Source organism: Paenibacillus sp. NPDC056933 (assembly GCF_042674385.1).
Lineage (GTDB): Bacteria > Bacillota > Bacilli > Paenibacillales > Paenibacillaceae > Paenibacillus.
On sequence record NZ_JBHUQN010000007.1, the window covers coordinates 85,474 to 106,631 of the forward strand.

The 21,158-nt window shown below is 47.1% G+C and carries 17 protein-coding genes; 16 read left to right on the forward strand and 1 reads right to left on the reverse strand.

Annotated elements, in window-relative coordinates; translation table 11 throughout:
* Positions 1–23 precede the first annotated feature (23 nt).
* Positions 24–893, forward strand: a complete 870-nt coding sequence (locus tag ACFTRD_RS29685; RefSeq protein ID WP_379386260.1) for a carbohydrate ABC transporter permease — start codon at positions 24–26, stop codon at positions 891–893.
* 69 nt (positions 894–962) lie between these two features.
* Positions 963–1,766, forward strand: coding sequence for a carbohydrate ABC transporter permease (locus ACFTRD_RS29690; RefSeq protein ID WP_379386262.1), 804 nt, complete (start codon positions 963–965; stop codon positions 1,764–1,766).
* Positions 1,767–2,246: 480 nt separating this feature from the next.
* On the opposite strand, the gene ACFTRD_RS29695 is transcribed toward ACFTRD_RS29690, so the two are convergent.
* Positions 2,247–5,417, reverse strand: a complete 3,171-nt coding sequence (locus ACFTRD_RS29695) for an alpha-mannosidase (protein WP_379386264.1) — start codon at positions 5,415–5,417, stop codon at positions 2,247–2,249.
* A gap of 172 nt (positions 5,418–5,589) precedes the next feature.
* Here ACFTRD_RS29695 and ACFTRD_RS29700 point away from each other — a divergent pair, with 172 nt between their 5' ends.
* From ACFTRD_RS29700 to ACFTRD_RS29765, 14 genes are all read left to right on the forward strand, one after another.
* Positions 5,590–6,498, forward strand: a complete 909-nt coding sequence (locus ACFTRD_RS29700; protein WP_379386266.1) for an AraC family transcriptional regulator — start codon at positions 5,590–5,592, stop codon at positions 6,496–6,498.
* Positions 6,499–6,730: 232 nt separating this feature from the next.
* Complete coding sequence (locus ACFTRD_RS29705; protein ID WP_379386375.1) at positions 6,731–7,429, forward strand: PspA/IM30 family protein; 699 nt, start codon at positions 6,731–6,733, stop codon at positions 7,427–7,429.
* Between the two features lie 46 nt (positions 7,430–7,475).
* Positions 7,476–8,507, forward strand: coding sequence for a TFIIB-type zinc ribbon-containing protein (locus tag ACFTRD_RS29710; protein ID WP_379386268.1), 1,032 nt, complete (start codon positions 7,476–7,478; stop codon positions 8,505–8,507).
* Between the two features lie 23 nt (positions 8,508–8,530).
* A complete protein-coding gene (locus tag ACFTRD_RS29715; RefSeq protein WP_379386377.1) occupies positions 8,531–9,307 on the forward strand; it encodes a TPM domain-containing protein in 777 nt (258 codons plus the stop codon).
* 75 nt (positions 9,308–9,382) lie between these two features.
* On the forward strand, positions 9,383–10,399 hold the full coding sequence (locus ACFTRD_RS29720; RefSeq protein ID WP_379386270.1) for an SPFH domain-containing protein: 1,017 nt from the start codon (positions 9,383–9,385) through the stop codon (positions 10,397–10,399).
* Positions 10,400–10,600: 201 nt separating this feature from the next.
* Entirely contained in the window at positions 10,601–10,828 is a 228-nt protein-coding gene (locus tag ACFTRD_RS29725; protein WP_379386379.1) for a DUF896 domain-containing protein, read from the forward strand.
* 129 nt (positions 10,829–10,957) lie between these two features.
* Positions 10,958–11,920, forward strand: coding sequence for a ring-cleaving dioxygenase (locus ACFTRD_RS29730; RefSeq protein ID WP_379386272.1), 963 nt, complete (start codon positions 10,958–10,960; stop codon positions 11,918–11,920).
* A 114-nt stretch (positions 11,921–12,034) separates the two neighbouring features.
* A complete protein-coding gene (locus tag ACFTRD_RS29735) occupies positions 12,035–13,123 on the forward strand; it encodes a low temperature requirement protein A (RefSeq protein WP_379386274.1) in 1,089 nt (362 codons plus the stop codon).
* Between the two features lie 421 nt (positions 13,124–13,544).
* Complete coding sequence (locus ACFTRD_RS29740) at positions 13,545–16,331, forward strand: glycoside hydrolase family 3 C-terminal domain-containing protein (protein WP_379386276.1); 2,787 nt, start codon at positions 13,545–13,547, stop codon at positions 16,329–16,331.
* A gap of 101 nt (positions 16,332–16,432) precedes the next feature.
* On the forward strand, positions 16,433–16,621 hold the full coding sequence (locus ACFTRD_RS29745) for a hypothetical protein (protein WP_024629467.1): 189 nt from the start codon (positions 16,433–16,435) through the stop codon (positions 16,619–16,621).
* A 182-nt stretch (positions 16,622–16,803) separates the two neighbouring features.
* Complete coding sequence (locus ACFTRD_RS29750; protein WP_379386278.1) at positions 16,804–17,064, forward strand: hypothetical protein; 261 nt, start codon at positions 16,804–16,806, stop codon at positions 17,062–17,064.
* A gap of 173 nt (positions 17,065–17,237) precedes the next feature.
* Entirely contained in the window at positions 17,238–18,680 is a 1,443-nt protein-coding gene (locus ACFTRD_RS29755) for an alpha-L-fucosidase (RefSeq protein ID WP_379386381.1), read from the forward strand.
* A gap of 270 nt (positions 18,681–18,950) precedes the next feature.
* Entirely contained in the window at positions 18,951–19,817 is an 867-nt protein-coding gene (locus tag ACFTRD_RS29760) for a sugar phosphate isomerase/epimerase family protein (RefSeq protein WP_379386280.1), read from the forward strand.
* A gap of 261 nt (positions 19,818–20,078) precedes the next feature.
* Positions 20,079–21,137, forward strand: a complete 1,059-nt coding sequence (locus tag ACFTRD_RS29765) for a Gfo/Idh/MocA family protein (protein ID WP_379386282.1) — start codon at positions 20,079–20,081, stop codon at positions 21,135–21,137.
* The last annotated feature ends 21 nt before the right edge of the window (positions 21,138–21,158 follow it).

Consider the following 21,158-nt stretch of genomic DNA (forward strand, 5'->3'; position numbering starts at 1 on the left):
GCAACTTGGAGAGGAGAACGATAATGAACGCTGTATTTTCCAATAAAATCACGATCGCCATATTTGTTTTGCCCACGCTGGTGCTGTTCTGCGGTATTGTACTCATTCCGATTTTTGTGTCCAGTTATTATAGTTTGCTGGATTGGAATGGCATAGGCAAAGGTGTGTTTATCGGACTGGATAATTATGTTGAGATGTTTAAAGACCCACGTGTATTGAATTCGATCAAGAATTCACTGCTGTTCGCAGGTGCATCGGTGTTCGTTCAATTGCCGATCTCACTGCTGTTGGCTCTTGTACTGGCATCAAGTGTGAAGGGTGAAGGATTTTATCGCACGGTCTACTTTATACCGGTTCTGATCTCTACCGTTGTGATTGCACAGTTATGGTCCAAAATCTATAATGCGGACTACGGTCTTTTGAACGCTCTGCTTGAAAGTATAGGGTTGTCCCACCTGGCTCAGGACTGGCTTGGACAGAAAAATACAGCCCTCGCGGCCTCATTTGTGCCAACGTTGTGGCAGTATATTGGCTATCACATGCTGCTAATGTACGCAGGGGCCAAGTCGATCTCTCAGGATATTGTGGAGGCGGCCAAAATGGACGGGGCTTCACGTTTGCGTACGGCGTTTTCGATTACCATTCCACTGATGAAGCCCATTCTCAAAGTTTGTCTTATCTTTTCGGTCATCGGAGCGTTTAAGGTATTCGACCTGATCTATGTACTGACGGGTGGTGGCCCGCTGTTTACGACCGAAGTGCCAAGTACGTTAATGTATACGACGATTTTTAGTACATACCAGTATGGTTATGGAAGTGCGATATCCGTCTTTATCATTCTGGAATGTCTGATCTGTACAGTCTTAATCAATAAATGGTTCAAGACGGACTAGGGGGTGGAAAAACTGAGTACAGTTGAAGTGGTGTTGTCGTCTCCAAGATCAAAACCGGTGGGGAAAATAATGTTGCATCTGTTTTTGATCATTGTAGCCGTCTTACAGATGTATCCGCTCGTCTGGCTGGCTTTTTTCTCCCTGAAGGATAATAGCGAGATATTTAGCGGCGATGTGGCAGCACTCCCCAAATCCTTTCTTTGGAGCAATTATACCAAGGCGTTGTCGGATGGGCATGTGTTGAGTTATTTCTTTAACAGTGTAATCGTGACGGTCATCTCCATTATTCTTGTATTGATTCTCGCCTCTATGACGGGATACGCCATTACGAGGATGAACTGGAAATGGAGCGGCTTCACGATGACGCTGATCCTTCTGGGCATCATGGTTCCTATTCACGCCGCACTCCTTCCCCTGTTCATCATATTGAAGAATTTGGGATTGCTGAATACCTATTGGTCATTGATTATTCCTTACGTTGCTTTTGGTATTCCGATGGCTGTGTTTATTTTGGGCAGCTTTTTCAAAGGGGTTCCACGTGAACTGGAGGAAGCGGCGGTCATCGATGGCTGTGGTATATACAGAACCTTTTTCTTCATCATCATGCCGCTTGTTCGTCCTGCGGTGTCCACGGTTGCCATCTTTACTTTTCTCGCCTGCTGGAATGAGCTGATGTTTGCCGTTACATTTATTAACAACGAGGCGTATCAAACGCTGACGGTGGGCATGATGTCCATGGTGGGGACTTATATCACCCAATGGGGCATTATTGGAGCTGGACTGATGATCACTACTCTGCCAACCATCGTTATTTATTTGCTGCTGAACAAACAGGTACAGAAAAGCATGATTGCTGGTGCAATCAAGGGCTAATTCCTGATGAAGCGCAAGTGACAGCATAGGGATGTTGAATTTACGTTGTTGAAGAGGGGATGTCTCAAAAGAATTCCCCTCGCTCCAAGCGCTAACGAACCTACCGTAACTTAAAAGGCGGGTCATCTACGTATGCAAGATTTAACGAACCTCAGTAACGCTATTCCATCATAAAACAGTGTAAAAACCTAAAAAATCGATCGAATCGATAAAATAACGTCTCTGTGATTCGTAAGATCTCAGATCTGCGCAAATGGGAGCGAATAGCGTGTGTCAGGTTCCTTAAAAAATAACGTTAAAAGGGGACGTTCCCTGTCATATTCATGACTTATGGGACATCCCCTTTTGGTATGGATAAACACTGTCCGATTAGATTAATGCCATGTTATGGAACAGGCGTAATGCTATTGGACAAGCGCCAGGCTATGGGACTAACGTCAAGTGATTCAACAAGCGCCAAGTTACTGGCAAGGCAATTGACTACTGAGCGGTCGGAACACGAAAGGTCAAAATTTCATACGGCTTAATCTCAAAAGAAATCTGGTCGCTGACCACGTCGTATGTGGCTTCATTATTCTCCAGCAAATCACAGGCATAAGCGGTGGAGGATAATCCCTGCGGCAGCTTGATCGCTGCCCGGCTGCGACGTCCATGTGCTTCATAGAGCCTGATGATCAGATCATCGTTATTCTCGGCTTTTTTAACTACTTCCAAGACGACATTGTCCTGATCGACCGATACGAATGACCACGCCGCAGGCATCATGCCTGTTTGCTGTGGAATCTCGCGAGCAACCAAAGGTCGGTTGATATCGTATGCGGCCTGGATGACACGCCCTTCCCGAAAATCTCCCTTGTGCGGATAGAGGGAGTACGTGAATATGTGCTGCTCTTTGTCCGCTGTTTCATTAGGATAGGTTGCACTTTTAATCAGCGACAGGCGCATGACGGAATTATGAATGTCATACCCGTATTTACAGTCGTTCAAAAGGGCGGCACCATACCCGTTCTCTGCCAGGTCGGCCCATTTCTGACCGCACACCTCGAATCGGGCCTGATCCCAACTGGTGTTACGGTGTGTTGCTCGCTCCACGTTGCCGTACTGAATTTCGTAGACGGCCTTTTCACTCCATATATCGAGCGGGAATGCCACTTTCAGCAGCAGATGTTCTTGTTTCCAATCTACAAAGGTACGGAAATCAATACGGCGCGTATGTGCATAAAAGATGATCGTCTGCTCAATGACGGAATCAAGGAATTGACGTTTTACTTTGAGCAGGGAACGCACGGGGCCGCTTTCTATCCATTCGAGCTGTTGAAGATCGCTGACTTCCCACATGTTCTCTTCATAGTAGTCATCAATGTTCCATGCTTCGTATTCCGCAGGACGATCCTCGAACACCTGCAATACGTTACCGCGTTTGCCTGGCTGGAGCAGTTCCCGGCCTTCGGCCTTGTCCCATATCGATACAAATTCGGCGCTGTCATTCAGACGAATCTCGTAGAAAGGCGTCTGGATCAAGCTCGGTTCTCCTTGCGTCAAAGACTCGTTAGACGTTGCATCATCGGCGGTCGCCGTAGTGATTCGGAAGCTTTTGTACCCGGAAGCCGGAACACCTCCGGCCAGAAACACCAATCCTCCATCCGGTGTGTGCTGACTCGGAACACGTCGCTCTCCGTCATACACAGCTACCTTTTGATCAAAAGAAGGAATTTCCACGACATCGGTCCGTTCGAAACCTGTGGTGTTAAATACAACGATCGCTCCTCCATCAGATTGAATCTCGCTCACAATATCGCTCAGCGCACTTGCCTTCAGATCATCCGTGACACGAAGGACCTCTTCATATTGTTCCCTGGAATCCTCATACACCTGCCCAATGGAACTGCCGGGCAGAATGTCATGAAACTGATTCAGCATCGTCAATTTCCACGCATGTTCCAGTGCTTCTGCAGGATAAACGGCTCCCGAATCCATCTGCTGACGAATGACGGAGAAAAGCTCGGCATCGGCCAGCGCGAATTCGCCATGACGATTATAGCGTTTATTGCGGGCCATGGAGGTGTAGGTTCCACGATGATATTCCAGATAGAGCTCGCCGGACCAGCGAGGAACTGAACGAACATCGGCTAAGTTGTCCTCCAGCTTCTCGAAAAACTCCCGTACGAAGGTACGCTTAACCGTTGGTACCCCAGGCAATCCTTTTTCAAGTCGTCTGCCGTGTTCCAGCATCTCCTCGGTTGGCCCACCCCCGCCATCTCCGAATCCGAAGCACTGTAAAACATCCGAATTGATACTTTTGTTCTGATAGCGCTGCCATGTTCCTTTGACCTGGCTTGCGTTGAAACGGCCATTATATGTTGTTTCGAACCGGCGGCGAAGTTTAAGGTCGGGATGCTTGTCATAATCCGTGGTTGTGATGAAATGGGTTAATACCTCCGAGCCGTCAATACCTCTCCAGTACATCGTGTCGTTCGGAATTTGGTTAGTATCATTCCAGGCAATTTTGGTTGTCATAAAATAATCGATGCCGCTCTTGCGCATAATCTGCGGCATGGCTGCACTGTAACCAAAGACGTCCGGCAACCATAATACGCGATTGTCTACGCCGAATTCTTCCTTGAAGAAACGTTTCCCGTATATAATCTGACGGACCATCGACTCGCCGGAGATCAGGTTGCAGTCTGCCTCCAGCCACATGGAGCCTTCGGCTTCCCAGCGGCCTTCCGCGACTTTCTGTTTGATCTTATCGTACAAGGGTGGATAGTCGTGCTTCAGGTACTCATACAGCTTGGGCTGAGAGGACATGAAGGTGTACTCCGGGAACTTGTCCATTAAATACAGCACGCTGGCAAAGCTGCGTATTACTTTTTCCCGCGTTTGATCCAGCGTCCACAGCCACGCCACATCAATGTGGGTATGACCGATGCAGTGGACCGTAGGCATCTGGTCTCCAGCAGGACGGGCTTCGCCATAGACATTCTCTTGCATATAGCGGCGAGCTTCCAGCACCGAGGCATGGAAAGCGTCACTGTTTTCCTGGCGCAGATCGAGATGATTCACGGCCTGATTCAATTGCTCGATCAGCTTCATTCGCTCCAGATCATCCTCACGCAGCAGATCAGCGGCATCAAGGGCCGCCTTGAGATCGTAATATAAATCGGTCACAGGCTGATGGTGTTCAGCGATATACACGTTCAAAAAGACATCAGCCGCCGAAGTGCTGCAATACGCATACAGCGCAAGCTCAAACTCTTCGCCAGCGTTCGCCGCTGCCGTCAGGTCAATTTCCGTATGGTTAACGTCCAATCCACAGACCAGTTCACCGTTCAGAAAAGCCAGAAATTGCGGATTGTCGTAGTTCCATATATCGTCAGCACCAGTGACGATGCCACAAACCACTTTTTTTCCGATCATGCGGTCTGGTATGCGAATTCGGGTTTTGAAACAACTGTGCACATCCTTGCCACCCCAGCCGTCTCCCTTCCGAAAAATATCCCAGGAGGAAGGGTCTTCGTGGACCAGCTCCCATGTGTGATAACCGCATTCTTTATGATAAAGCTCGTGTACATCCATTTTTGAGGTCAATCGGGCACGTTCCAAATGTTTAACAATGGTATGGATTCGAGTATATAAGGAACTGGTTTTCATTTCGTTTCCCACCTTGGTCTGAAGTATTTACAGGCTGCGCTTGTTGGTTATCAACTTCACTATAGCAAACGAGGATTGTAATGAACTATGTATTCTATGCTTAAAATAACGTCTTTTTATTGCATTTCATGCTAAAATGATCCCAATGAAATGGTTGAGGAGGTGCATGTCCATGTCCGTGACACCATTTGTTCTGGCCTACAAGCAGGGATATGCCATCCAGGTAAACCAGCCTGGGGATCCCCTCTTTTATTATGTGGATTATGATGAACGGTCTCACGATGTAAATATGGAGTTTCAGCATTTTCACGATTTTTATGAAATGCACATTCTGCTTGATCGGACGGCTGCACATATCATTGAAGGCAGTTTATATGAGATTCAGCCGTTTGATATTGTATTGCTTAAGCCTTCATTGCTGCACAAAACACAGTATCCCAAGGGAGCTCCACCCAAACGGGTGATTATTAATTTTGCTATGCCACGCAGTGTACCTGGACTTGAGAGCGGTTACAACGAACTGTTCTCTATATTTGAGGAATCCCTGCCGATTTTCAGGTTCACGGAAGAGCGGTGCAAGGATATATTCACACCGTTAAACGATATCTTTGCGCTTTCTCAGCACCCATCTGCCGTCAATTCGGTCGCAATCCATAGCAAATTCGTCGATTTTCTGTATACCATCCACCGTTATTCCCATGAAAATGGTTACGTTGTTCAAGAGACAGGATCATCCATGTCCAGACAGATTTATGCCATTACATCCTATATTCACAGCCATTATCAGCAGGAGTTGTCACTGGAGGGCATTTCGAAGGCGTTTTTCGTAAGTGCCCATCACTTGTCGCGTCAGTTCAACAAGGTTACCGGCTTCACACTCACCCAATATATCCAAATGACTCGTATTCGTAACGCCCAGCAGTTGCTCCTGAACTCCAGCATGAAAATAACGGAAATTGCAGAGCAGTGCGGCTTCGCCAGCTTCTCGCAATTCAATCGAAGCTTCAATAAGCTGAGTGGTATGTCACCGAGCGCATATCGCCGGAGGGAGCACTCGGAGAAGCTCCGACTGGGTGAATAATGTGATCGGGATGGTTTGATTACTTATCAAATGGAGAAGAATTACCTGTTGAGAACGGGCAAAATTACGTAGTAAACGATGTTGAGTCTGTGAAGAATGGGCGCTATCTGTTATTAATAAGGGTCATTACGTTCATGATGCTGGCTGATCCTCAATCGTTAAAAGTGAAACGTACCTTACAAATTTCATGTATTATAGGGTAAATGTAAACTATTCGAAGGAGGAACGGATGATGGGAATCTTATCGAGGTTTAGGGACGTGATGAAAGCGAATGTGAACCATGTGCTGGCTTGGGCGCAAGATCCGGAGAAGACCGTGAATGAATATATGCGGAGCTTGAGCAGCGATTTGGGTCAGGTGAAGGCAGAGACGGCTGCAGTTCTCTCGGATGAGAGCAGGGCGAAGAGGGCTTTGGACGAATGCAGTGCAGAGATTAAGAAATTACAGCGGTATGCAGAGAAATCTGCGGAGTCTGGGGATGAAGACAAGGCACGTGGTTTTCTGGAAAAGAAGGTAGCGCAGACTGTGAGACTGAATGAATTGCAAACTGCCTATGATCGGGCCTCCGCCAGAGCCAAAATGATGCAGCATATGCACGAGAAGCTGGTTGCGGATATGGGGCAATTGGAAGCTCGGCATACGGAGCTTAAGGGTAGAATGGCGGCTGCCAATGCGCAACAACAGGCCAATGAACGGAACGCTTCCGCTGCGAATGCTGCTTTGAAGGCGATGGAAGACAAGGCGAATCAGGCGCTTAACGAAGCTGAGGCTTTGGCTGAACTTCGTGCTGGGGCACAGGAAGATGATCTGGATGTGCTCATTGCACAGTTGGAGCAGCAAATGAATGCCGAAGCGGGTAATAATGGACAGGTGACGCCGAGTCCAGAGGAAGAGCTCGCAGCAATTCAGAAGAGATTGGAAGATAAATAACGATATATATAATGTAGTACATTTCGTTAAACATTGAGGTGAGCAAATGCCGGTAATCGAGTACAAGTGCCCCAACTGTGGCAGTGGAATGCTTTTTGATAGTGCAACTGGAGCGTTATCCTGCCCTAGCTGCGGACGACAGGATAATATCGAACAGATCCCCGATCCGTTGAAGAAACAGGTGTTCACGGAGAATGAGGTCAAGGAGTATCACTGCAACAGCTGCGGTGCGGACATCGTGACTGAGCCGGAGACAAGTGCAACGACATGCAGTTTCTGCGGAGCTGCCGTTGTGCTGAGTGATCGACTGACAGGAAATCTGGCACCGGCCATGGTCCTTCCCTTTGCAATCAGCAAGGAAGAGGCCAAGCAGGCGTTCAAAAAGTGGTGCAGAAACGGTCTGCTGACGCCAAGCGGATTCATGTCGGCTGACCGGGTCCAGAGTATTACCGGGATATACGTACCTTTTTGGTTATATGAGTTACATAACAAAATCGAAGTTCATGGCCGTGGCACAAAGATCAGGACCTACACGCAGGGTGATTATCATTATACGGAAACGCAGCATTTCGATATTTACCGGAGAATCCGGCTTAATTATGTGAATCTGCCCATTGATGCTTCGGAGAAAATGAAAGATGAACTGATGGATAAGCTGGAGCCATTTCCTTATAACCAGTTGAAGCTTTTCAAAACGCCGTATCTCGCCGGGTACATTGCGGAAAAATATAGTTATACCGACGAGGAGCTTTACCCGCGCGCCAAGGAAAAAACGAGCTCTTATATCGATTCTTATATTGCATCAACGGTTTCAGGCTATAACAGTGTCAGTTACACAGACAAACAGATTGATACCACGTTAAAAAATGCGGATTATGTGCTGCTTCCGGTGTGGATGGTTTACTATGACTTTAATCGTTCACAGTATACCTTTGCGATGAATGGTCAAACGGGTAAAGTGGTGGGTAAACCGCCTATTAGCAAAGCTAAAGTTGCCGGATGGTTCGCAGGGATATCAGCCGTTTCTCTGTTGTCGTTGAAACTGGTCTCCTGGATGATGGGAGGTGGGTTCCTGTGAGGAAAAGAAAACATCTGGCATGGATGGCGACACTCATTGTATTGGTGATTAATCTCGTGTCTCCATTGATTTCAATGTCAGTGGCATCGGCAGCCGACAGCAAAAACCTGATTTACGATGAAGCTAATCTGCTGAACGAGCAGGAGAAAAGTGAACTGAATGCACTGGCGAATGAGTATGGGGCGGAGAGGCAGACGGATTTTGTTATTCTAACAACGAATAATACGGAGAATCAGGATGTACAGCTGATGACCGAGGATTTCTATGACGAGCACGCTCTGGGGTATGATAAAGCGCATGGAAATGCGGTTATTCTGACGTTGGATATGTACAATCGGGATGTTTATCTGGCTGGATTCTATAAAGCCGAAGATTATCTGGACAATGGTCGGCTGCAATCAATCCGAAGCAAGATTACATCTGAATTATCTAATGGCGATTATAAGCTCGCTTTTGAGAAGTATATTAAGCTCTCCTATAAATACATGGGGTATGAACCTGGTGTGAACCCGAACAATATTTTATTTAATGGCTGGTTCCAATTGGGGGCATCTGTAGTGATCGGAGGCATTGCTGTTGGGATTATGGCTTACCGTTCTGGCGGACGTGTGACGGTCAACCGGGCGACCTACGAGGATTCGAATACTTCCAGCGTAATCGATCGTCAGGATCGATATATTCGCACAACCGTAACCAAACGCAAAATTGAGAAGAACAACAATAATGGTGGCGGAGGTGGAGGGGGCGGAGGCACCAGCCGAGGCGGCCATTCGCACAGTGGTAGTAGAGGATCTTTTTAGAAGAGTGAATCAATACAAGCGAGTGTAGGGCACATGATGCGCAAAATGCTTACTATAGAAGGGATGGAAACATGTATGGGATTTTTCAAAAATCAATTTTCGAATGTGGTGGAATGGGAAGAGTTCAGAGATGACATGATTTTCTGGAAGTGGAGTAATCGGGAGATCAAGAAGGGAAGTAAACTGATTATCCGTTCAGGACAGGATGCGATTTTCCTGAATAACGGTAAGGTGGAAGGAATTTTCGAGGACGAGGGCTCGTTTAATATCGATTCCGAGATCATTCCGTTTCTGTCTACCTTAAAAGGCTTCAAATTCGGATTCAACAGCGGCATGCGGGTCGAGGTGCTGTTTGTGAATACGAAGGAATTTACCGTTCGGTGGGGTACACAAAGCCCGGTATTGATTCCGACGCCTCAACTTCCAGGCGGGATGCCGATTCGTGCGAATGGCACGTTTAATTTTAAAGTGAGTGACTATGTCACATTGATCGATAAAATCGCGGGTATCAAGCAGAGCTATCTGGTCGAGGATGTCAAAATCCGGATTACGTCTGTGCTGGATCAGCTGCTGATGAAGTGGATTAGCCGTGAGGGTAAGGACATGTTTAACCTGCAGGCGAATGCTTCGGATATTGCGAAAGGCATTCAGGAAGATCTGGATATGCAAATGATGGACATCGGGATCGGAATCACAGGTTTCCAGGTGATGAGTTTCAATTATCCGCAGGAGATCCAGGATATGATTACGAAGACGGCTTCACATGAAATGATCGGCAATTTGCAAAAATATCAGCAGGTCAGCATGACTGACGGAATATCCTCCGGTAAAGTTAAGGGTGGCGGGGCTGCTTCGGATATGGCGGGCATGATGATGGGGATGAACATGGCAAATGAAATGATGAAAAACATGAATCAGAACCAGAACAGTCAGAACCAGAATTCGGATCAAAAGCCTGCGGCAAATCAAAACGGCGATGCAGGTGCATCTTCTTCGTCTGGAGACAATAAAAAGCCGAACTTCTGTCCGAACTGTGGGGCCAAGAATGAAGGCGCAAATTTCTGTCCTAACTGTGGTCAAAAACTGGCTTAATGCACTGAAATACAGGAAGGCTTGCTCAGAGGTGCACTACTTTTGAGTGAGCCTTTTTTTGTATTTTATTTTTATATGGGATAAAAGGTTGACAACGGATCATAAATGATTTATCTTTAAATTAAGATATTAAATATAAAGATAAAACACACCAAGAATATCAAATATCTTAATTCCGATTTACGAGGAGAGATCAAGATGATGATCCCAACATTGACCAGAATAAATGAACTTTCAAGAAAAGCCAAAGCTGCAGGGTTGACGGAGATGGAGAAAGCGGAGCAAATTCGTATGCGCCAGGAATATCTGCAAACCTTTCGCGGTTCGATCAATGATATTCTGCTGAATGTGACCATCTATGATCCGAACGGCGACGATGTTACTCCAGATCGATTGAAAGAGGAACAGGCTCAACAGAACAATAATTAATGTATTCCGACTAAATATCTTAATGTAAAGATAATATTCAACCACTATAAACATAAACAAAATGTCTATGCGACATTACTCAACTACAAACCACTCAAAATTGTTCGATAAACCAAGGAGGAAATTACGATGACTATTCAAACTGCAGGTATTCACCATATTACAGCTTTTGCGGGAGATCCGCAGGCCAATGTCGACTTTTATGCTGGAGTTCTGGGACTTCGTCTTGTGAAAAAAACGATCAACTTTGATGCACCTGATGTATACCATCTGTATTTTGGGGATGAGAACGGAAGTCCGGGCACCATCATTACATTCTTCCCATCAGCCGGATCACCGCGAGGAAAAATCGGTGGCGGTCAGGTCGGCATTACCTCATATGTGATTCCGCCTGGGACTATTGGCTTCTGGCAGGATCGGCTGGAACAGTATAACATTGAGGTAACCAAAACGAATCGCTTCAACGAAGAGCTGCTGCAGTTCGAAGACAGCGAGGGTTTGCGTCTTGAACTGGTTGAACGTGAAGAGGGCGCAGCGAGCACCTGGGTTCATGAAGGCATTCCCGCGGACAAAGCCATCAAAGGGTTTGGAGGTGCCGTGCTGTTCAGCGTCAATCCGCAAAGAACGATGGATGCGCTGGATAAAATACTCGGATTCACCAAAGTAGATGAAGACGAGGAGTATGTACGATTCCGGTCCTTCGGAGATATCGGTAATGTTGTGGATGTTCCTGTCACCCGGATGGCTCTGGGCGTTGGTGGAGCAGGGACGGTCCACCATATCGCGTGGCGTGCCAAAGATTTTGCAGAGCATGAACAATGGAGAGAGGCTGTACAACAGTATGGCTATCAGCCGACCCCGGTTCGGGACCGCCAATATTTTAACGCAATCTATTTCAGAGAAGCTGGTGGTATCCTGTTCGAAATTGCTACCGATCCTCCTGGATTCACGAAAGATGAGCCCGCGGAGTCGCTTGGACAAAAACTCATGCTGCCGGAATGGTTTGAACCATACCGTGCCCAAATCGAAGGCAATTTGCAGCCGATCCAAGTAAGAACGTTAGAGCCAGCAATGTCTGTTTCAGATCGGTAATGGTTGATCCAGGTCGCCTGAACTGAAATAATTGAGGTGCATCAATTGTCCTATAAATGGAATGTAAAGAATGAACAATCTTAATAAGAGTATAACCCAAAGGAGCATTGAAGGATGATGGAGAAAAAGGTTACCTGGCTGGAGCTGTTCTATGATTTGCTTTTTGTAGCCGCAGTCTCCAAAGCAGGGCATGTCCTGCTGCATGCCGAACATGGCGTGATTTCGTTTGAATATCTGATGAAATTTGTGTTGATTTTCATTCCTGTTTGGTGGGCATGGGTCGGCCAGACCCTATTCATTAACCGTTATGGTCAGGATATCCTGAGCCATCGCATATTCCTCATCCTTCAGCTCCTGTCTGTTCTGGTGATGACAGCAAGCCTCTCGACTCATTTTGATCAATACTACCTGTCCTTCTTCATTGGGTATATCGGATCGAGGGCGTTTACGGCCATTCAGTACCTGACCGTTCATAAGTCCAAAAGTACACATCAACAACATGCTGCCCGTTACCTGGGCACCTGTTTTGTCATTGGTATATTGATTTCATCGGGTTCTCTGTTTTTCGATTCCTGGCTGCGCTACGTGATTTTGTATGCGGGGATCGCCGTGGATATCGTACTTCCGTTGATTGGACGCAAGAATCTGGTGAAAGTGCCCGTTCAGACACATCACTTGCTGGAGCGTTTCGCACTCTTTACACTCATCCTGCTGGGTGAATCGGTGATTAGTATTATCGCTGTGCTGCAAGCAGACCATTGGGATATGAAGTCAATCCTGTTTGCCGTTTTTACTTCGATATTTGTCATTGCTATGTGGTGGCAGTACTTCGAGAATGTAGAGAAAAAAGTAAGCAAAGAGATTCGGACTGCCGGGCAAGCGATTATATATGGTCATCTATTTATCTACATATCCATGAGCATGATCGCCGCTTCGATCCAGTTGTTGTATCAGAATCAACTGAACTATGTGTTCATGATCGGGTTTATGTTTGGATCAGTGCTGCTGTATTTCTTGTCGACCTCACTTGTGTTCCATCGCTACAGACATGCCCATATGCGGCTCCGTCCGCTTCACTTGGCGATTATGCTGGGATTACTGGCTGCGTTCGTTCTTGTGGATCTCATCTACCAGGTGCCTAATTATGCAATTGTGGGAGAGAACATGGTGTTCTTCCTTGTCTATGCCAAATTAACGACCTAATGCATCGGTCACACAAGAATAAAAGTCACGGACGAATAACGTTCGTGGCTTTTTAAGTTGGATAATTACAAAATCATGTCTACTGTGAGAAAAAACGTTTAACCTGATTTATTTTCTACTATAGAATCTGTTAATATGAGACTAGATACAAGTGAATCTACCAGATCATCGAATATCTTTCTTTATAAAATGAACCTAAGAAGAGTTACACGATAACGGAGAGGACAGAAATAACCTGAAGAAGCGAAGCGTTCACCTTTATCACCGGATTTCAACCTTTTAAAAAGGTATTAAAGAAATCTGGGGGTAACAGTGATCGGAAGGTTGTTCTGTCATCAGAGTGACCCAAGTGTGAGTTTCATAAATTCATTTTATACATAGTGATTCGTGGAGATGGAGATGACAATCAGGAGGGAAATCATTGAGCACACATCAAATCGGAGTTCCATTGGAAGGGTTTGCAGAGTTTAGCCGAACGGTTGCCGCTGAAGGCGCAGTGCTTTTGAAGAACGAAGGACAAGCTCTTCCGATTCAGAAAGACGAAAACGTTTCAGTGTTTGGACGGATTCAAGTCAATTATTATCGCAGTGGCACAGGCTCAGGTGGTAGCGTTCATGTGGCGTATACAACCAATTTGCTCGATGGCCTGCGTAGCAAAAAAGGACTTACGGTTAATGAAGATTTGGCAGCTGTCTATGAAAAGTGGATTGAAGAAAACCCATTTGATGATGGCGGAAAAGTATGGGCGGCAGAGCCGTGGAATCAGAAGGAGATGCCTTTAACGGATGAATTGGTATCCCAGGCCAGAACGAAATCCAGCAAAGCGATCGTGGTTATTGGACGCACAGCAGGTGAAGATCAGGATAACGTCGATGCGCCAGGCAGCTACCGGTTGACGGAAGATGAGAAAGCGATGCTGAAACAGGTCACGAACCATTTTGAACAAACAATCGTCGTGTTGAATGTCTCGAACATCATGGACATGAGCTGGTTGAATGATGAAAGCTACGTTCATCCGATCCAAAGTGTCATTTATTCGTGGCATGGCGGTATGGAGGGTGGTAATGCGATCGCCGATGTACTGGCCGGAGACGTTACACCAAGTGGTAAATTGACTGATACGATTGCGTATTCCATTGAAGATTATCCTTCCACAAGCAATTACGGGAATGAGTTTAAGAACCTTTATCAAGAAGATATCTACGTAGGCTATCGTTATTTCGAAACGTTTCGACCTGAAAAAGTACAATTTGAATTTGGATACGGCTTGTCCTATACCACATTCATAACCAAGGCTGAAGACGCAAAATGGATCTCCCAAGACGGAGAAAACAGCATTAAGGTGAATGTAACCGTAACCAATACGGGCACGACCTATGCCGGTAAAGAAGTAGTGCAGATCTATTATGAAGCCCCACAAGGTCAATTGGGGAAACCTGCAAAAGCTTTGGTGGCCTTCGGCAAAACGAATCTGCTTCAGCCGGGTGAGTCTCAGCGTCTGACTGTGAGCTTCCCTGTAGATTCCATGGCTTCCTATGATGATGCTGGCGTAACAGGACATGCATCGGCGTATGTACTTGAGGCAGGAACATATCGTTTGTACGTGGGAACCAGTGTCAAAAATGTGGAGCATGTCAGTATTGATGGCCAAGATGGGTACGTTGTAGAAACGATTCAACTCGTGGAACAGCTCAAGGAAGCAATGGCACCGACTGAAAGCTTTACGAGAATGAAGCCGGGAGCGCGCAAAGAAGACGGATCTTATGAGCTGATTTTTGCAGATGTTCCGACTCGCCAAGTATCCATGGCTGAACGAATTGAACAATGCTTGCCGCAAACGCTGGAGCAAACCGGCAATCAGGGCTACAAGCTGAGAGATGTGAAGGATGGCAAAGTCAGCCTGGAAACGTTCATCGCCCAATTAAGTGATCAGGATCTGGCAGCTATCGTGAGAGGCGAAGGTATGAGCAGCCCACTCGTTACATCGGGTACAGCTTCCGCATTTGGCGGCGTGAGTGACAGTCTGTTCAATTACGGAATCCCTGTCGCATGTACTGCTGATGGCCCATCCGGTATTCGTATGGATAGCGGGGAGAAGGCTACACAAGTTTCCATTGGAACTTTGCTGGCAGCAACATGGAATGCAGAACTCGTCGAAGAGCTGTATGTGATGGAAGGCCAGGAATTGCTGAGAAATCAGGTGGATGCACTGCTCGGGCCTGGATTGAATATTCGCCGGAGTCCGATGAACGGACGTAACTTTGAATATTTCTCGGAAGATCCGCTGATTTCCGGTGTATTTGCTGCTGCATGTACAAAAGGAATCATGAAGGGTGGCTCTAATGCCACGCTGAAACATTTCGCCTGCAACAATCAGGAGAAGCATCGCAGTAAAGTGGATGCCGTTGTATCCGAACGTGCATTGCGTGAGATCTATCTGAAAGGGTTCGAGATTGCCGTGAAAGAAGGCGGTGCGAATTCGATCATGACCTCCTACAATCCGATTAATGGACATTGGGCGGCTTCCAACTACGATCTGAACACGACTATTCTTCGTGGAGAGTGGGGCTTCCAAGGTATCGTAATGACCGACTGGTGGGCTATTATGAATGACGGCGTTGAAGGTGGACCAGCAGATCGGAAAAACACCAATTGGATGGTTCGCGCTCAAAACGACCTGTACATGGTTGTACCTAACTATGGTGCAGAAATCAACGGCTGGGATGACAACACGATTGAATCTCTGGAAAATGGTACATTGACACGTGGGGAGCTTCAGCGTTCGGCCATGAATATTTGTGAGTTCATCATGAATGCGCCTGTCTTCTCCAGAAAACATGAGATTGTCGAAAATGTTGCTTCATTCCAAGCGAAAGCTTCACTTTCCTCAGAACAGGCACAAGTGCTGGCTGACAATGCACAGGTCAAACCCGTTGTGGGCGAACCTGTCTACATGAAAGTGGATGAAGCCGGTCAATATCGGATTATTGTACAGATCATGTCTCCTGAGCCTGAACTGGCTCAAAGTGCATGTAATGTCATTCTTAATGATCAATTGATGACGACCATTCAAACCAATGGTACCGAGGGCAAATGGATCAGACAGAAACTTGTCAAAGTAGAGCTGGAGGCAGGATTGTACGAATTGAAGCTGGACTTCACCAAACCGGGTCTGCAGATCGACTGGATTGAATTTAAACAAGTGTAATGCATGATGGTCTGATATGTTGTAACTGAACATGACGACTGTTATGATTGTGTTATGAGATCCGGAATTTCTGAACAATCAGGTCAGGAGTGTTGCGAAGGATGAGAAGGTACAATTTTTGGAGTCCCATTCTGCTGATTGCGGTCGCGCTGATTGTGAGAGGCTTGGTTACCAATCTGGGCGTTCTGTTCGGCATGTCGCATGATGCAGCAAGTAATATCGCGATTGTAGCCATGTTGATTGCTGCACTGATCATGTTTAATCGAATGACAAAGGCAAAGCGTAAATAATCGTATAGGTACAAAATATGGATCAAGCGAGAGACACCCTTGGGGGTGTCTTTTTTGTGTATTGACGTTTTAATCACAACGTCTTAGACTGGTTATGAATAAAAGAATAACATTTTTAAAATAACAAAAATAACAAAAACTCGTGACCCAATGCCAATCATTTTCCGAAAGGAGGCCCACTCATGAAGATTATGGCGGACAAACAATATGTCTTTCAGGAAGGTCAGCCGTTTCAGAGCAGTCATGCGTCTATGGTTGCGATGTTGCCAATTGGAGAGGTTGAGGCGGCGCGGTTTGCAGGCAAGCATGAGAAGGCAAGTGATGTAGCGATCTGGATGTTGCGAAAGCACGGAGGGGCATGGGCGGTTCCGCCGAGATTGGCAGCGTATACGTGGAAAATGAATCGAGTTTCTTTTGGGAAGCTGACTGTCAATGACAGATGAACATAATCAAGGACCGCTGGAGATGATGTGCTCTGTCGGTCCTTTATGGCATTTGTCGGACTAGTCTCGGCGGAGAACCGGCATGAGAGGAGAAAAATCCAGTGAATACAACCGATTGGGTGAATACGGCGGCACAGGTTGTGCCATCGGAGCGCCAGTTGAAGTGGCAGCAGATGGAGTTCTATGCATTTATTCATTTTACTGTGAATACGTTTACAGATCAGGAATGGGGCATGGGGAATGAAGATCCCGCTATCTTTAACCCTTCTGATCTGAGTGCCCGGCAATGGGTCCAGGCGTGCAAGTCTGCCGGTATGACAGGATTGATTCTTACGTGCAAGCACCATGACGGGTTTTGTTTATGGCCAAGCGAGTACACGGATCATACGGTTGCTGCCAGCCCATGGCGTAATGGTACAGGTGATCTGGTGAAAGAAGTCGCCGATGCATGCAGGGAAGGCGGGTTGAAGTTCGGCGTCTATCTGTCGCCGTGGGACCGGCATGAAGCATCCTACGGGGATTCGGAGCGATATAACGAGTTTTTCATGAATCAGCTGCGTGAACTGCTAACCCAATATGGTGAACTTTTCTGCGTGTGGTTCGATGGGGCATGTGGAGAGGGGCCGAATGGTAAAAGGCAGGTCTATGATTGGGAGGCCTATTATGCAATCATTCGCGAGTTGCAGCCAGAGGCGGTGATCTCGGTATGCGGCCCGGATGTTCGCTGGTGTGGCAATGAGGCAGGGCATGCCCGGGCTTCCGAATGGAGCGTTGTACCTGCTTACTTGCAGGATAACGAGAAGATCCAGGAGCAGTCCCAACAGGTGGACGATGGAGAGTTTGCCAGCAAAATAAATACACAGGATGCAGATCTGGGAAGTCGGGAAGTGATCCGGCAGCATGAGGACAGGCTTATCTGGTATCCAGCAGAAGTGAACACGTCCATCCGTCCGGGCTGGTTCTATCATGCAAGTGAGGATGATCAAGTCAAATCACTGGAGGAACTGCTTGGCATCTATGATGGAGCGGTCGGGGGGAACGCCAACTTTCTGCTTAATCTTCCGCCAGACCCACGCGGCCTTATTCACGAACAGGATGTTGAGCGGCTGCAGCAGCTCGGTGACTTCTTGCGCAGTACTTATCGGCAAAGTCTGGCTGTTGGAGCGAGGATTCAAGCATCGGATACCATGGGTGAAGAACATGCGGCTACCCAGGTATTGCGTGAGGGATCGGATACATTCTGGTGTCCATCCGAAGGAACTGAACTGGCTTGGCTGGAGGTGGAGCTGCCGGAGGAAAAGCTGTTCGACCGAGTGGTCCTCATGGAACATATCCGTTCGGGTCAACGAATTGAGCGTTTTACGCTGGAGGCAAAGGGTGAGAGTGGTGATTGGCAGAAGTTGTATCACGGGACGGTTGTTGGTCACAAACGAATCTGTCGTTTCGATGCCCTCACCGCCAAAACCATTCGTATAACCATTCATGAGTCCAGATGGTATCCTACATTGTCCTGGCTGGGTATATATCTAAGCAAACAGAAGGAGGGGCCTAAGGATGATCTGTCTTCGTTGCCATATGTGAACGGGACAGACAGGACCGGAAGGCTACCTTCGTAAATGGTTTTAATGTTAGGCCGTTATTGGGAATAAAGGTCCTTAGGTTACATTGGATGTGCCTGCGCCGCTTCTTTGCCAAGGCGAAAATGAAATTGTGATATTAGAGTTGCATGGAACTGGGGACCGGACCGTAACATTATGTAGATAAGCCAGTTTTGGATTCATCCCATGGAAAATAGAGTAGTGAACGATTATTGGGAATTGAATGATCTGGTGCAAAAAGGTATACGTAAGGTAGAGCCACACACCAGCAGGAGAGGATGAGAGGATATGAAAGTAGGACTCAGCACATACAGTCTGCAACAGGCACTGAATAGCAAAGAACTGACTGTACCGGATGCCATCCGCTACATCGCCGAGCAGGGCGGAGAACATGTGGAGATTGTTCCAATGGGGTACAGCCTGATCGACCAACCGGAATTAATTGACCAGATTCGAGAGGCTGCGCAAGACGTGGGGATTGATATCTCCAATTATGCAATTGGTGCCAACTTTGTTACAGGGGAAGGCCCGGATGCACTTGAACATGAGATCGCCGCTGTCATGAAGCATGTGGATGTCGCTGCAGCTCTTGGGGTGACAAGAATGCGTCATGATGTAGCGTTTCGTCCTGCAGAGGAGGGGACCGTTGCCCAATTTGAGGCCGACCTGCCTGTTCTGGTGAAGGCTTGCCAGCGAATTGCCGATTACGCAGCGAGTCACGGAATTACCACAAGTGTGGAGAACCATGGTTACTATGTGCAGTCCAGTGAACGAATCCGGCGGTTGGTGCATGAGACGGCTCGGGAAAATTTCAAGACAACGCTGGATATCGGCAACTTCCTGTGTGTAGATGAAGACCCGGTTAGCGCTGTGAAAAACAACATTCCTTATGCATCCATGGTGCACGCCAAAGATTTCTATCTGAGACCCTCTTACCGTAATCCCGGGGAGGGCTGGTTCCAGACCTCACACGGCAATTACCTGCGCGGTGCAATTGTGGGACACGGCGATATTGACATGCCAGAAGTATTCCGTGTGTTGAAGCAGTCCGGTTATGACGGATATATCTCTGTAGAATTCGAGGGCATGGAAAATTGCAAAACAGCATCCCGCATCGCGATGGATAACGTCCGCCGCTTCTGGGAGGAAGCATAGGCAGCGACTGCACTACTATATAAGTGGAATCAATTTTTATATGTAAGGCTGAAGTAACAGAGGGGAAGTTTGGAACTGTAGGAGTGGTAGCGCCCGCCTTTGTCTGCGGATTTCAACCGCTGAGAGCGGTTGATACAAGAAATCTGTAGACAACAGTGGCCGAAAGTCCAAACATTCACCGTAGTTACGTTAAGCCGATTATCATATGTTTTGAATCAACTGATGTGACCATCATTCATCAGATTATGGAGGGGAAATTCCATGTCCAAACTTAAAGTTGCCGTTGTCGGTGCGGGATCGATATCCGATTTTCATTTACAAGCTTATGCCAGCAATCCCGAAGTTGAAATATACGCCATATGTGACCTGAATGAAGCTCGTGCCCAGGAAGCAGCGAAAAAATATAACGCTACTCATGTATTCACAGACTATAAGGAGCTTCTGGCACTGCCTGAAATCCATTCGATCAGCGTCTGTACCTGGAATGACACTCACGCCGAGATTAGCATTGCTGCTCTGGATGCGGGTAAAAACGTGCTTTGCGAGAAGCCGCTCTGTCAAACGGTAGAAGAAGCGCTGGAGGTAGAGAAGGCTGTTCACCGCAGTGGAAAGCTGCTTCAAGTTGGCTTTGTACGCCGTTATAGCGACAATGCGCAAATCCTGAAGAAGTTCATTGATGAAGGCGAGCTGGGAGAGATCTATTATGCCAAGGCATCCTGTCTGCGGCGTTTGGGCAATCCGGGCGGCTGGTTTGCAGATGTTGAGCGTTCTGGCGGCGGCCCGTTGATCGATATCGGCGTACACATTATTGATATCTCCTGGTACCTGATGGGCAAACCGAAGGTGAAAACCGTCTCTGCGAATGTCTCCAATCGATTGGGTAACCGTGCCAATATCCGTAATCTGTCGTTCTACCAGGCGGCGGACTATGATGCGAACAAAAACACCGTGGAGGATATGGCCAACGCATTGATTCGCTTCGAGAACGGGGCAAGCCTGCTGGTGGATGTAAGTTTCACGCTGCACGCCAAGCAGGATGAAACTTCGGTCAGACTCTATGGCGATAAAGGTGGTGCTGAACTGGAACCGGAAATTTCACTGATTGGTGAGAAATTCGATACCATTTTAAATATGACACCACAGGTGGATTTCAAATCCCTTGATTTTGCAGGTTCTTTCCGTAATGAAGTCAATCATTTTATCGACAGTACCCAAGGGCGCAAAGAGACGCTTAGTCCCGTTGAGGATGGCGTTGAAATCATGAAGATTCTCTGCGCCATCTACGAGTCGGCGCGTGAAGGACGCGAAATTTCACTGTAGATATAGTGTTGCGATCTGAAA